Genomic DNA, 13602 nt, shown 5'->3' with positions numbered 1-13602 from the left:
ACCATTTTGCCGTCTGACCTACCTCACAGACCGCCACCATCATCTCTCAGGGCGTTCAAAATCAATAACAGGCAAGCTGCAACGGCTTGCGTAGGGGAGTGACGCGATGAAATCCGCTTTCAATCGATCAATACTTGCGTTCGCGGCGATCGCGCTGCTGGCGGGGACGACCTTCGCCAGTGCGCAGCAACAGACAGACAAGAATCGTGCGCTGAAGAAGTACGAATCGGGCACCAAGGAATTCTGGACCCATCCGCCGGATGACTGGTTCCTCGGCGACGAGACCGAAGCGCAGAAGGGCCTTGCCCCGCCGTCCGGTCCGCCGACCGGCGCGTCCGATTCCGAGCTCGCGACGATGATGAAGAAGATCAAGCTGCCGCCGGGCTTCAAGATCGAGGTCTATGCCTCGAACGTGCTCGCCGCGCGGCAGATGGCCTGGGGTGACAAGGGCACGCTGTTCGTCGGCTCGTTCGGGCTCGGCAACGTCTATGCGATCAAGGACAACAACGGCAAGAAAGAGGTCAAGACCATCCTCAAGGGCCTCAACATGCCGACCGGCCTCGCCTTCCGCGACGGCGCGCTCTACGTCATCGCGGTCGACAAGCTGATCAAGTACGACAACGCCGAAGCCAATCTCGACAATCTCGGCAGCGGCAAGGTGGTGTATGACGACATGCCGTCCTACGCGGCGCATGGCTGGAAATACATCGCCGTCGACAAGGAAGGCTGGTTCTACATTCCGTTCGGACCGCCCTTCAACATCGGCATTCCGCCGACCTCGGTGTCGCAGATCCGCCGCGTCGATCCGAAGACCGGCAACGCGGAAATCTGGGCGCTCGGCGTGCGCAACTCGGTCGGCGGCGACGTCGATCCGCGCACCGGCAAGTACTGGTTCACCGAGAATGCCCGCGACTGGATCAGCGACGATCTGCCGAGCGACAAGCTCAACATGATCTCGAAGATCGGCGAGCACTTCGGCTATCCCTATTGCCACCAGGGCAACCTGCCGGACACCAAGTTCGCGATGGGTCACAAGTGCTCGGAGTTCACTCCGCCGGTGTACAATCTCGGTGCGCACGTCGCGCCGCTCGGCATGAAGTTCTATACCGGCAGCCAATTCCCGGCCGAGTACAAGAACAGCATCCTGATCGCCGAGCACGGCTCCTGGAACCGGCATAAGTACCAGGGCGGCCGCATCGTGAAGATCACCGCGAGCCCTGACGGCAAGAACGCCAAGCAGGAGATCTTCGCCGACGGCTGGATCGAGGGTGACCAGGGCTATCTCGGCCGTCCCGCCGACATCCTGCTCGACAAGGATGGCTCGATTCTCGTCGCCGACGACTGGGCCGGTGCGATCTATCGCATCAGCTACAGCAAGAAGTAACGGTTGAAACAATGCGGGGCTGCGGTGGCCGATCAGGCAGCCGCAGCCCCGTTTACGTGGTTCGGCAAGCCCAACGACGGAACAGACTCGTCATGCCCGGACTTGATCCGGGCATCCATCCAAACAAAAACCCTTCTGCAAGCCAGATGGATTGCCGGGCCAGGCCCGGCAATGACCCGTGGAGAAAACTGGCAATGCGTGTTGCGTTCTTTGCAATCCTGTTCGCGGCGGTGATCGCAGTTGCGTCGTCCGCCAACGCCGCCGATGTCGCCGCCGGCAAGGCGAAGGCCGAACTCTGCGCCGCTTGTCACGGCGACAACGGCATCTCGCAGACCGAGAACATTCCCTCGCTCGCCGGCCAGCTCGACCAGTACGTTCAATGGCAGCTGGTGTTCTTCCGCGCCGGCGCGCGCAAGAACGAGCAGATGCAGCCGATCGTCGAGCAGCTCAACAACGACGACATCCGAAATCTCGGCGCTTATTTCGCGTCGCTGACGCCGTTCAAGGGCGGCAAGGACGACAATCCGGACTTGTCCGAAAAGGGCAAGCAGGCCGCCGCCGGCCGCCGCTGCGCCTCATGCCATGGCGATACGTTTGCCGGTACCAAGGCGGTGGCCCGCATCGCCGGGCAGCGTGAGGAATATCTCGTCAAGGCGCTGCACGATTACAAGTCGGGCCAGCGCTCCGGCGGCGCCCAGGCCGCGATGGCCGATGTCGCCTATCCGCTGAGCGACGAAGAGATCACCGCGCTCGCGCATTATCTGGCGCATCTGTAGCCACAAAAAATGTGCGTAGCCCGGATGGAGCGCAGCGCAATCCGGGGCGCTCTATCTGCCGCGAGATGATTCCCGGATTTCGTTCCGCTCCATCCGGGCTACAAGATCACCCAGCCCGCTGCTTCTCATACGCCTTGAGATGCGTGTAGGCCGTGCGCAGCTTCGGCACCGGGATCTTGGCGGCGTCGGCGCGCACGATCAGGTCGCCGATCACGTGATCGGCCTCGACCGGCAGCCCCGCCTTGATGTCGCGGAACATCGATGCGGTCATCGGCGAGCCCTCGGTGGTCAGGAGCCCGCGGGTGCGCTGGAAGAACGGGCCGCCCGGGCCATGGCCGGCGTCGGCGGCGATCGCGCTGCATTCGTCGAGGATGCCGAGCAGGAAATCCTTGCCGCCGGGCGCGGCCAGGATGTTGCCGACCGAGGTCCGCATCAGGCTGGTGGAGGCGGCGAGCGAGGCCAGGAACACCCACTTCTCCCACATATCCTGCATCACATGCTCGCTGGCGTTGGCGCCGTTGATCGCCGAGAAAGTTTCAGCGATCGCGCGCACCCGGTCCGACAGGCCGCCGGCGCGCTCGCCGAAGCCGAGCGACTGCATCGGCTGCAGCTGCACCACCTCGCGTTTCTCGTTCAGCGTCGCCGCGATCGCGCACAGACCCCCGAGCACATGCTGAGCGCCGAACGTCTTGTCGAGCGCATCGAGATGCAGCATGCCGTTGAGCAGCGGGATGATCGCGGTCTTGTCGCCGACGGCGGGCGCAAAGGACTTGATCGCATCCTCGAGATCGAACGCCTTGCAGCTCAACAGCACGACGTCGAACTTGTCCGACAGCTTGTCGGCCTGCACGGTCGGCGGGTTGTTCAGCGTGACATCGCCGTTCGGGCTCTTGATCACTAGCCCGGCGGAGGCGAGCTCGGAAGCGCGGCGAGGGCGCACCAGGAAAGTGACGTCGCGGCCGGCCTGAAGCATCCGGCCACCGAAATAACCGCCGATCGCACCGGCGCCGACCACGAGAACGCGCATGGGAATTTGTCCTTCTTTGTTGTTGCCCGAGGAGGCGAGCGAATAGGGAGTAGCGAATAGATAAGGATACTGTTCGACTATTCGCTACTCGCTATTGGCCATTCGCTCATCTCACTTTCCCGATACCATTTCCTCGACTTCGCGCAGCTGCTCCTTGCCGAAGAAGATCTCGTTGCCGACGAAAAAGGTCGGCGAGCCGAACGCGCCGCGCTCGACGGCGGATGAGGTATATTCGATCAGCTTGGCCTTCACATCCGCGTCCTGTGCGCGGGCGAACAGTTTCGCGGCGTCAAGGCCGGAGGAGGCGATGGCTTTACCGGCGACCTCAGGATCGTCCATCTTCTTGGGCTCGACCCACATGTGGTGGAAGGCGGCCTCGATATACTTCTCGAACACGCCCTCAAACTGGGCGGCGACCGCCGCGCGCATCAGGTTCAGCGTATTGACCGGGAAAAACGGGTTCCAGGTGTAGGGCTTGACGTTGAAGCGCTTGAGAAAGCGTTCGGTCTCGATCTTCAGAAACTCCGGCTTGTTCCTGACGCCCGCCAGCGTCTCGGCCGGCGACTTGTTGTTGGTGGCCTTGAAGATGCCGCCGAGCAGGATCGGGACATATTCGAACTTGACGCCGGTGCGCTTTTCGATTGCCGGGATCGCTTCATGGCTGAGGAAAGCGTTCGGGCTGCCGAAATCGAACAGGAATTGCGGATTTTGGCTCACTGCGGTCTCTCCCTCGGCCTGTCTCGTTTGGGCTTGTTTAGCATGGACCTGCTGTCGCAGGCGCCATCAGTAGAATATGATAGTCATCATGTGAGCCGCGGCGCGCGATGTCAAATCAGCCGCTTGATGGTCTGCTTGCGCCATACCAGGGCGTAATAGGCCATCTGCAGCACGAACATGGTTGCAAAAGTGACGGGATAGGCGATCCAGATGCCGCTGACGCCGATGGTGCGGCTGAGCAGGATCGCGACCGGCACCTCGACCACCGCGATCGCCAGCGTCGAAAGCAACAGCGGCATCCACACCGTGCCGCCGGCGCGCATCGCGCCCGAAAACACCGTCGCCATGCCGAACAGCACCATGCTCCACAGCACGATGTACAACAGCTGCTGCGCCAGCCCGAGCACGGCATTGTCGACGATGAAGAAGCCCATCAGCGGCCGCGCGAAGAGATAGCCGAGCACGACCAGCCCGCCGGTCAGCGCGAGATTCATCTCGATCCCGGTCCGGACGATGGCGCCGACCCGGGCGGAATCGCCGCGGCCGATCGCCTGCGCGCCGAAGATCGACACCGATATCGCGATCGAGATCGCCGGAAACTGCACATAGCCGATCACCTGGTTGACCGCGCCATAGGCCGCGGTGGCGTCCGAGCCGAAGCCGTTGACGAGGCCGAGCAGCACCAGTTCGGCGAGCGAGACCACCACCATGCCGATCGCGGTCGGAATGCCGAGCCGCAGCACGATGCGCAGCAGCGCGCCGTTCGGCCGCATCGCGCGCAGAAACGCGGCGTCGAAGGCCAGCGCATGGCGGTGCCGCAGCATATGGACATGCAGCCACAGCAGCGTGACGACGCCCGAGACCGCGGAGGCGATGGCAGCGCTGGCGACGCCGAGCATCGGCAGGCCAAGCCAGCCGCGGATCAGCGCCGGCGTCACCACCAGGCCGACGATGGTCGAGACCGTCAGCGCAACCAGCGGCGTCACGGTGTCGCCGACGCCGCGCATCATCGCCGTCAGCAGCAGGAATGCGAAGGTGATGGGCATCGTGATCATCATGATCCGCGCATAAGCCGCCGCGGCGTCGAGGACGTCGGATGGCGTCGCGAGCGCGATCAAGAGCGGGCGGGCGAACAGGCCGCCTGATATCGCGATCGCCAGCGCGAGCAGCAGCGTCACGGTCATGGTGGTCCCGGCAACCGCCTTCACCCGGTCGGGCTCTCCGGCGCCCCAGGCCTGGCCGATCATGACCGAGGCACCGGCGCTCAGGCCGATCACGAAGGAAATGAAGAAGAACATCACCGGAAAGAACACCGAGACCGCCGCGAGCGCGTCGACGCCGATCATCTGGCCGAGATAGACGCCGTTGATGGTGCCGAACAGCGACTGCAGCACGTTGCTGAGCAGCATCGGCGCGAGGAAGGCGAGGAAGGCTTTGCGCAGGGAGCGAGGGTTGGACACGTTCAACTTCCAAAAATTGCGACGTCAGGGACGGCGGCGGACCGGGGCTGGGTTCAGTTCGATCAGAACCGAATCGCCGGCAGGCCGGGCCGCCATCCATGTCACTCGAAAACCGGTCAGTCCGCTTGATCGCTATAGGCGAGCCGGATCGCGTGATCGCGGATGTCGGCCGGCCAGTCGGCGATCAGCGTTGCAAAGCGGCGCCGGTCGTGGGCGAACAGCGCGCGGATCGCATCTTCATAGTTCGGCCGGTTGCCGGCCATGACAGTCATGAAGCGATAGGCGGCGTCCTGCGCGCTGCGCGTGCGATCCTTGTCGCCGCTCGCGCGGCGCGCCTCGTCGACCAGCTTGCGGATCGCAACCGACGCGCCGCCCTTCTGCTGCGCGAGCCAGTCCCAATGCCGTGGCAACAGCGTGATCTCGCGCGCGACGACGCCAAGCTTCGGACGTCCCGGGCCGCGCGGCGCGGTCGGCGTCGGCTCCTCGTCGCGCGCAGGTGCGGGCTGCGGCAGCCGCGCCAGCACATCGTCGACCGAGCCGCGGAAATCGATATCGACCAGCGCCGAGGTGCGGCCGTTGAACACCAGGATCGCGGCGTCCTTGCGCTGGTCGAGGTGTTGCTTGGCGGCGCGCGCAACCTCCGGGAGGTCGCCGGCCCCGATGCGGTGCTCGCCTTCGAACGCGACATAGGCAGGATTCATGGTAGACCTCTCAGATTGCGCGACATACTGCCCGGATAATTCTTGGCAATCGCGGCGCGTGGATCTCGACTTTCTGGTTTCCCGCTGGCACCAAACGTCGCCCGATTGCGCTGATCTTTCAGAGGATGCCCATGCTGACGGTTCATCACCTCAACAATTCCCGCTCGCAGCGCGTACTGTGGCTGCTCGAGGAATTGGGTGTGCCCTACGAGATCGTGCGCTACCAGCGGCAGCCCGACATGCGGGCGCCGAAGGAGCTGCGCGCGATCCATCCGCTCGGCAAGTCGCCCGTCGTCACCGACAACGGCCACACGATCGCGGAATCCGGCGCGATCCTCGAATACATCATCGCGACCTACGGCAACGGGCGCCTCATCCCGCCGGCCGATACGCCGGAGCGGCTGCGCTACACCTATTGGCTGCACTACGCCGAGGGTTCGGCGATGACGCCGCTGCTGCTGAAGCTCCTGTTCACGCTGATGCCGAAGCGCGCGCCGGCGCTGCTGCGGCCCTTGGTGCGCAAGGTGTCCAACACGGCGCTGTCCACGCTGGTCAATCCGCAGCTCAAGCAGCACATGGCCTATTGGGAAGGCGAACTCGGCAAGAGCGAATGGTTCGCCGGCAGCGAGTTTTCCGGCGCCGACATCCAGATGAGCTTTCCGCTCGAGGCCGCCGCGGCGCGCGGCGGGCTCGAGGACGGCCATCCCAAGTGTGTCGCGTTCCTGGAGCGCATTCACGCCCGCCCGGCCTATGCGCGGGCGCTGGAGAAGGGCGGGCCGTACCAGGTCGGCCGGTAAATTCGCGCTCATCGCGGCAGCTCGACCAGCGGCAGCAGCCGCGAATCCGCCAGCGCCGCGGTGCGATGTCCGATGCCTGCGAGGTAGGCCTCCGCCACCGCGAAGGCGAGGAACGCGCCACGGCTCTTCTGCCGGATCAGCATCGCGCGATCCCAGCGCTCGCCCTCCGGCCCGATCAGGAACGGGCCGCCTTCACCCATGAACAGGATATCGCCGCCGCTCTTCCGCAGATGCGGCAGCGTGTGCGCGACATAGCAGTCGTAGGCCTCCGCCCCCGTGATCGGCTGCGGCGGGGCGAGCTCCGGGCTTTGCGAATAGTCGGCGATCGCGCGGAAGCGCAACAAATTGAGCATCACCAGCTCGCCCGCGATCTCGCGCTGGGCAAAGTCGCGCCCGGCGTTCCAGGTCGGCTCGAGATAGCAGGCGGCGGTGTCCATGTCGGTGCCCCATCGAAGGTTGATGGCACTTTTTACCCGGGCATAATTTCTTTGTCAATAATACCCGGATATAAATAGCCCGACGGAACGACAGGAGTCACCATGAAGACCGAGGACCGCAAGCAAGCCATCGCCGACTACAAGAAGCGCGCGAGCGTCGCCGGCGTGTTCGCGATCCGTTGCCGCGCGACCGGCGAGGTCTGGGTCGGGCAGGCGCTCGACCTCGACAAGATCGAGAACCGCATCTGGTTCACGCTGCGGATGGGCAGTCATCGCAACGCCGAGCTGCAGCGCGCCTGGTGGGGGCATGGCGCGGACAATCTCTCGCTCGAAACGCTGGAGCGGATCGAGGACGAGGAGCTCGCCTATGTGCGCGACACGCTGCTGAAGGAGCGCGTGCAGCATTGGCGCGCGGAGCTGAATGCGTTCGCGGTGTAGCCTAGTGTGACGGCAGCGGCTGCACGGTGACGCCGGGCGGCGGCACGTCGTCGTCGGGCACGAAGAAGTCCGACATCAGCGGCACCGAGGGATCGACGCGGTAGCGCTCGAAGTCGCGGACGCCATTGGCATAGAGCACCTTGTCGTCGATGCAGAAATGCCCGGTGAATTCGCGCGACGGCCGGGTGATGATCGCGTAGGCCGCATCGCCCATGATTTCGGGCGTGCGGCTTGCGCGCATCATGGCGTCGCCGCCGAGCAGGTTGCCGACCGCGGCGGTCGCGATCGTGGTGCGCGGCCACAGCGCGTTGACGGCAATGCCGGCCGATTTCAATTCGCCCGCGAGCCCGAGCACGCACATGCTCATGCCGAACTTCGCCATCGTGTAGGCGGTCGAGTGCTCGAACCATTTCGTCTTCATGTCGAGCGGCGGCGACAGCATCAGGATGTGCGGATTCTCCGCCTTCTTCAGGTGCGGGATGCAGTATTTCGACACCATGAAGGTGCCGCGGGTGTTAATCCCCATCATCAGGTCGAACCGCTTCATGTCGGTCGCCTGCGAATTGGTCAGGCTGATGGCGCTGGCATTGTTGACGCAGACGTCGATGCCGCCGAACTCGGCGACGGTCTGCTCGATCGCCGCCATCACCTGCGCCTCGTCCCTGATGTCGCAGAGCACCGGCAGCGCCTTGCCGCCGGCGGCGCGGACCTCGTCGGCGGCGGTGTAGATCGTGCCCTTCAGCTTCGGGTGCGGCTCGGCGGTCTTCGCCGCGATCGCGACATTGGCGCCGTCACGCGCGGCGCGCAGCGCGATCGCCAGCCCGATGCCGCGGCTCGCGCCCGAGATGAACAGCGTCTTGCCCTTGAGCGATGTCATGAGAATGGCCTCCAGTTAGGGACGCACCATTGTCAGGCTCCCTCTCCCCTTGTGGGAGCCCGAGGCGAGCGAAGCTCGCTCTCGAGGTTGGGGTGAGGAGTATTTTTCCGCCTACCCATCCGCATGCAGCACGCGGCCGCGGGTTTCCGGCAGCGCGTAGGCGGCAATGAAGAACACGCCGTAGGCCGCCACCGCGAAGATCGCGATCGCGTTGGCGAGCGTGGTCGTGGTCGACAGCGCGCCGACCAGGAACGGGAACAGCGCGCCGATGCCGCGGCCGAAATTGTAGCAGAAGCCCTGGCCGGAGCCACGCAGCCGGGTCGGATACAGTTCGGTCAGGAACGCGCCCATGCCGGAGAAATAGCCCGAGGCAAAGAAGCCGAGCGGGAAGCCCAGCACCCACAGCACCTCGTTGGACAGCGGCAGCTGGGTGTAGAGCAGCACCACTGCGATCGCGCCGATCGAGAAGATCAGGAACAGGTTGCGCCGGCCGATCCGGTCGGCGAGCCAGGCGCCGACGAGATACCCGATGAAGGAGCCGATGATCAGCGTCGCGAGATAGCCGGTCGAGCCGACCACCGAGAGCTTGCGCTCGGTGGTGAGGAAGCGCGGTACCCAGAAGGTGATGGCGTAATAGCCGCCCTGCATGCCGGTGCCGACCAGGGAGGCCAGCAGCGTGGTCTTCAGGATCGGTCCGTGGAAGATCTCCCACAACGCGGCGGGGCCGCTGCCGGAGGCCTGCGCCTGCGCCATGGTCGCGGCGGAGATTTCCGGCTCGGTGACGTAGCGGCGCAGGTAGAACACGAGCAGCGCCGGCAGTGCGCCGATCACGAACATCCAGCGCCAGGCGTTCTCCGCCGGCAGCACCGAGAACAGGATCGCCTGCGCCAGCACCGCAAGGCCCCAGCCGACCGCCCAGCCCGACTGCACCGAGCCGACCGCACGTCCGCGATACTGCGGCCGGATCGCCTCGCCGATCAGCACCGCGCCGGCGGCCCATTCACCGCCGAAGCCGAGCCCGAGCAGCGCGCGGGCGATCAAGAGCTGATCGAAATTCTGCACCAATGCGCAGACCAGCGAGAAGAACGAGAACCAGATGATGGTGAGCTGCAGCGTCTTCACCCGGCCGATCCGGTCGGACAGATAGCCGCCGAGCCAGCCGCCGACGGCCGAGGCCAGCAGCGTCACGGTGCCCGCGAGGCCGGCGGTGCCGGGGTCAACTTTCCAGAGCGTGATGATGGTGCCGATCACCAGCGGATAGATCATGAAATCCATGCCGTCGAGCGTCCAGCCCGACGCGCAGGCCCAGAACGTGCGCCGCTCCTGCAGGTTCATGTCGCGATAGAAGGCGAGGAGGCTGGTGTCCTCGATCTCTGCGACTTCCATTGACTTGGATTCGGCCGTGCTCATGCGCGTTCCCCGGAGAAATCTTTCACCGGCTGTTTGCGATCCGCGGCCGGAGGTACGCGGACCGCCAATCTATCGCGATGTTGCAGGCGGGGCAAAGCCGCGTTTGCAAGGCTCTTAGAACGAGATGAAGATTGAATCGAATTGGCCCCGCGCACGCTCACCGCTCCCCGGCGGGGAGAGGTGATTTGCGCAACAAATCGGGTGAGGGACTGCAGCTCCAACGAGAGAGCGGAACCCCTCACCCGGCGCTATGCACCGACCGCTCCCAAGGGAGAGGTGAGCCTGCACCGCCGCTCCAGCTCAACCGGATCCCATCACGTTCTAGTATCCCGCGGCCTCCGAGCCGCGCGTGCGCGGATCCGGCGCGCCGAGCAGACCGCTGGTCGTGACGAGGATCGAGTTCGCGGAGGAGTAGCCGAGCGGCTCGACCAGTTTGTGGCCCTTGGCGCGCAGATCGCCCAGCACCGCGTCGGGAAAACCGCGCTCGATCCGGACTTCGTCGGGCAGCCATTGATGGTGCATGCGGGGCGCGGCGACCGCGGCCGCGATGTCCATCTTGTAGTCGATCACGTCGACGATGATCTGCGTCACGGCGGAGATGATGCGGCTGCCGCCGGGCGAGCCCGTCACCAGCACCGGCTTGCCGTCCTTCAGCACGATGGTCGGCGACATCGACGACAGCGGACGCTTGCCGGGTCCCGGCAGATTGGCCTCGAAGCCGACCAGGCCGAAGGCGTTGGAGGCGCCGGGCGCTGCGGTGAAATCGTCGAGCTCGTTGTTGAGCAGCACGCCGGTGCCGTCGGCGACGAGGCCGACGCCGTAGGGGAAGTTCAGCGTGTAGGTGTTGCTGACGGCGTTGCCGCCGGCGTCGACGACCGAATAATGCGTGGTGTTGTCGCCCTCGTGCGGTTGCTTGGCGTTGCGCACATCGGTCCAGGGCGTGGCGCGGGCAAGATCGATGGTCGCGCGCTGTTTGGCCGCATAGTCCTTGTCGATCAGCAATTGCGTCGGCGCGTCGACGAAGGCGGGATCGCCGAGATAGCGCGCGCGATCGGCATAGGCCCGCTTCATCGCCTCGATCATCACATGCAGCGAGGCGGCCGAGCCCTGCTTCATGTCGGACATCGGAAAGCCTTCGAGGATGTTGAGGATCTCCAGCAGCACGACGCCGCCGGAGGAGGGCTGCGGCATCGAGACGATGTCGTAGCCGCGATAGCTGCCGCGGATCGGCGTGCGGATCACCGGTTGGTAGGATTTCAGATCCTCGAGGGTGAAGATGCCGCCGGCGTTCTTGATGCCGCCGACGAGCTTCTCGGCGACGGCGCCTTGATAGAAGCCGCGCGGGCCTTGTTCGGCTATCGCGGTCAGTACGCCAGCGAGATCGCCCTGGATCAGGCGGTCGCCCTCGCGCAGCGGCGTGCCGTCGGCGTGCGAGAATGTTTTGGCCGAATTCGGCCAGCGCGACATGCGGCGATACATGTCGTTCAGCGTGTCCGATGTGTCGTCGGTGACGATGAATCCGTCACGCGCGAGATCGATCGCGGGCTTGAGGATCTGCGCCAGCGTGAACTTGCCGGAGCCGTATTTCTCCAGTGCGAGCGCGAGACCCGCGACCGTACCGGGCACGCCGATCGCGAGCGCGGAGTTGCGCGACTTGTCGGAATCGGGCTTGCCGTCGGCGTTCAGGAACATGTCGCGGGTAGCGGCCTGCGGCGCAGTCTCGCGATAGTCGATCGCGACATCCTCATTGCGCCCGGCGAGATGGATCACCATGAAACCGCCGCCGCCGATATTGCCGGCGCGCGGATAGGTCACCGCCATCGCGAAGCCGGTGGCGACCGCGGCGTCGACCGCGTTGCCGCCCTGTCGCAGGATGTCGGCGCCAACTTGCGCAGCCAGCTTCTCCTGCGCCACCACCATGCCGTTTTCGGCGTGAATGCTGCGAATCGTGTCCGCGGCCGAAGGTTCATAGAAGCGGCGCTGGACCTGGCCGAGGGCAGGCGTCGCGATACCAATCACCAGGAGAGCGGCAAACAGCCGTCGCGACATCGTTGCCGTCAGCGCCATCGAAATGTCCTGCCCTGTTCATCGCCGTATCAGTCAAACCGGCCCATGCTATATGGGAGCGGATTGGAGCGGCAAAAGCCTGCCTGTGGTTCGAGTTGGGGAATATCTTTCGCGATGACGGCAACAATGCAGACGGGCGCCGGTGACGCGAAGGCCACCACCAAGGTTTATCCTGGCCGCGCCGCCGTCATCAGCTGGACCTTCTTCGATTGGGCTGCGCAGCCATATTTCACGCTGATCACGACCTTTGTGTTCGCGCCTTATTTCGCGAGCTTCGTCGCGCCTGATGCCGCGAGCGGCCAGGCGCTGTGGGGCTTTGCCACCGCGGCGGCCGGACTTGCGATCGCGCTGCTGTCCCCGGTGCTAGGTGCGATCGCCGATGCCAGCGGCCGGCGCAAGCCGTGGATCGCGGGCTTCGGCGCGCTGCTCGTGATCGGCGCCAGCGCGATGTGGATCGGCAAGCCCGGCAATCCCGACATCATCCCGGCGCTGCTGCTCGCCTATGCGATTGCGAGCGTCGGCGTCGAGTTCGCGACCGTGTTCAACAATGCGATGATGCCGACCCTGGTGCCGCCGGACCGGATCGGGCGACTGTCAGGCACCGGCTGGGCCACCGGCTATGTCGGGGGCATCCTGAGTCTTGTTCTCGTGCTCGGCTTCCTTGCCGCCAATGCCGAGACCGGCAAGACGCTGTTCGGCTTCACGCCGCTGTTCGGTCTCGATCCCGCCATGCATGAAGGCGACCGCATCACCGGGCCGCTGACCGGGCTTTGGTTCATCATCTTCGTGACGCCGATGTTCCTGTTCACGCCGGACTATCCGGCGAAGCGCCCGATGCGCGCGGCGCTCGGCGAAGGCCTGCGCGAGCTCAGGCAATCGTTGTCGAGCCTGCCGAAGCAGAAGTCACTGGCGCGCTTCCTGCTGGCGAACATGATCTACACCGACGGGCTGGTCTCGCTGTTTGCGTTCGGCGGCATCTATGCCGCCGGCACGTTCGGCTGGGACACGATCCGGATCGGTACCTTCGGCATCATCCTCGCGGTGGCCGGCACGTTCGGCGGCTGGATCGGTGGCAAGCTCGATGATGCATTCGGACCGAAGCGCGTGATCACCGCCAGCTTGCTGATCCTGCTGTTTGCGATCGTCGTGATCCTCACCGTGAACAAGGATTCCGTCCTGTTCATCCAGGTCGCGCCGCCGGTGCCTGGCGGTGCGTTGTTCGCGGGCGCCGCCGAGCGCGCCTACATCGTGCTGGGCTGCCTGATCGGCGCCACCGGTGCGCCACTGCAGGCCGCCTCGCGCTCGCTCCTGATCCGCCTCGCGCCGAAGGATCGCATTGCGCAGTATTTCGGCTTGTTCGCGCTCACCGGCAAGGTGACGTCGTTCATCGGCCCGCTCCTGATCGGCGCGATCACCGCGGCGACCGCGAGCCAAAAGGCCGGCATGGCGGTGCTGGTGGCGTTCTTCGTGGCGGGACTGGCGCTACTGGCGAAGGTCCGGGAGTAAACTAC

Annotated in this window: 13 protein-coding genes; 5 read left to right on the top strand and 8 right to left on the bottom strand. The window is 65.0% G+C overall.

Translation table 11 applies throughout. The features are described from left to right. Nucleotides 1–106 precede the first annotated feature (106 nt). Together J2R78_RS16465 and J2R78_RS16460 are read left to right on the top strand one after the other, a co-directional pair. Complete coding sequence (locus J2R78_RS16465; protein WP_168856117.1) at nt 107–1384, top strand: sorbosone dehydrogenase family protein; 1278 nt, start codon at nt 107–109, stop codon at nt 1382–1384. 194 nt (nt 1385–1578) lie between these two features. Continuing rightward, entirely contained in the window at nt 1579–2160 is a 582-nt protein-coding gene (locus tag J2R78_RS16460) for a cytochrome c (protein WP_092081280.1), read from the top strand. Nucleotides 2161–2266: 106 nt separating this feature from the next. Here the strand turns inward: J2R78_RS16460 and panE are convergent, their stop codons facing one another. The 4 genes from panE to J2R78_RS16440 all read right to left on the bottom strand — a co-directional run bounded on the left by panE (nt 2267) and on the right by J2R78_RS16440 (nt 6065). Continuing rightward, nucleotides 2267–3187 carry a 2-dehydropantoate 2-reductase gene (gene panE, locus J2R78_RS16455; protein WP_253605654.1) on the bottom strand — a complete coding sequence of 307 codons (921 nt, stop codon included), beginning with the start codon at nt 3185–3187 and terminating at the stop codon, nt 2267–2269. A gap of 111 nt (nt 3188–3298) precedes the next feature. Next, nucleotides 3299–3904 carry a 2-hydroxychromene-2-carboxylate isomerase gene (locus J2R78_RS16450; protein WP_253605653.1) on the bottom strand — a complete coding sequence of 202 codons (606 nt, stop codon included), beginning with the start codon at nt 3902–3904 and terminating at the stop codon, nt 3299–3301. A 110-nt stretch (nt 3905–4014) separates the two neighbouring features. Next, nucleotides 4015–5364: an MATE family efflux transporter gene (locus J2R78_RS16445; protein WP_253605652.1), complete on the bottom strand. Its 1350-nt coding sequence runs from the start codon at nt 5362–5364 to the stop codon at nt 4015–4017. A 116-nt stretch (nt 5365–5480) separates the two neighbouring features. Further along, nucleotides 5481–6065 (bottom strand): DUF2239 family protein, encoded by a 585-nt coding sequence (locus J2R78_RS16440; protein WP_057021341.1) that lies wholly within the window; start codon nt 6063–6065, stop codon nt 5481–5483. A 131-nt stretch (nt 6066–6196) separates the two neighbouring features. Between J2R78_RS16440 and J2R78_RS16435 the strand changes: the two genes are divergently transcribed. Next, nucleotides 6197–6862: a glutathione S-transferase family protein gene (locus tag J2R78_RS16435; protein ID WP_076833619.1), complete on the top strand. Its 666-nt coding sequence runs from the start codon at nt 6197–6199 to the stop codon at nt 6860–6862. An 8-nt stretch (nt 6863–6870) separates the two neighbouring features. On the opposite strand, the gene J2R78_RS16430 is transcribed toward J2R78_RS16435, so the two are convergent. Then, a complete protein-coding gene (locus J2R78_RS16430) occupies nt 6871–7299 on the bottom strand; it encodes a DUF1330 domain-containing protein (protein WP_253605651.1) in 429 nt (142 codons plus the stop codon). A gap of 102 nt (nt 7300–7401) precedes the next feature. Here J2R78_RS16430 and J2R78_RS16425 point away from each other — a divergent pair, with 102 nt between their 5' ends. Further along, entirely contained in the window at nt 7402–7737 is a 336-nt protein-coding gene (locus J2R78_RS16425; RefSeq protein ID WP_253605650.1) for a GIY-YIG nuclease family protein, read from the top strand. A gap of 1 nt (nt 7738) precedes the next feature. Here J2R78_RS16425 and J2R78_RS16420 read toward each other — a convergent pair whose 3' ends face one another. From J2R78_RS16420 to ggt, 3 genes are all read right to left on the bottom strand, one after another. Further along, on the bottom strand, nt 7739–8614 hold the full coding sequence (locus J2R78_RS16420) for an NAD(P)-dependent oxidoreductase (RefSeq protein WP_076833615.1): 876 nt from the start codon (nt 8612–8614) through the stop codon (nt 7739–7741). A gap of 111 nt (nt 8615–8725) precedes the next feature. Continuing rightward, on the bottom strand, nt 8726–10024 hold the full coding sequence (locus J2R78_RS16415; RefSeq protein WP_057021337.1) for an MFS transporter: 1299 nt from the start codon (nt 10022–10024) through the stop codon (nt 8726–8728). Between the two features lie 321 nt (nt 10025–10345). Continuing rightward, nucleotides 10346–12091, bottom strand: a complete 1746-nt coding sequence (gene ggt / locus J2R78_RS16410) for a gamma-glutamyltransferase (protein WP_253605649.1) — start codon at nt 12089–12091, stop codon at nt 10346–10348. 126 nt (nt 12092–12217) lie between these two features. On the opposite strand from ggt, the gene J2R78_RS16405 reads away from it, so the two are divergent. Further along, nucleotides 12218–13597 carry an MFS transporter gene (locus J2R78_RS16405; RefSeq protein WP_253609836.1) on the top strand — a complete coding sequence of 460 codons (1380 nt, stop codon included), beginning with the start codon at nt 12218–12220 and terminating at the stop codon, nt 13595–13597. Nucleotides 13598–13602: the final 5 nt, after the last annotated feature.

Origin of the sequence: Bradyrhizobium sp. USDA 4538 (assembly GCF_024171045.1) — a bacterium.
GTDB lineage: Bacteria > Pseudomonadota > Alphaproteobacteria > Rhizobiales > Xanthobacteraceae > Bradyrhizobium > Bradyrhizobium australafricanum.
The sequence above is the reverse complement of the archived record's forward strand: the minus strand, read 5'-3'. Positions and strand labels throughout refer to the sequence as shown.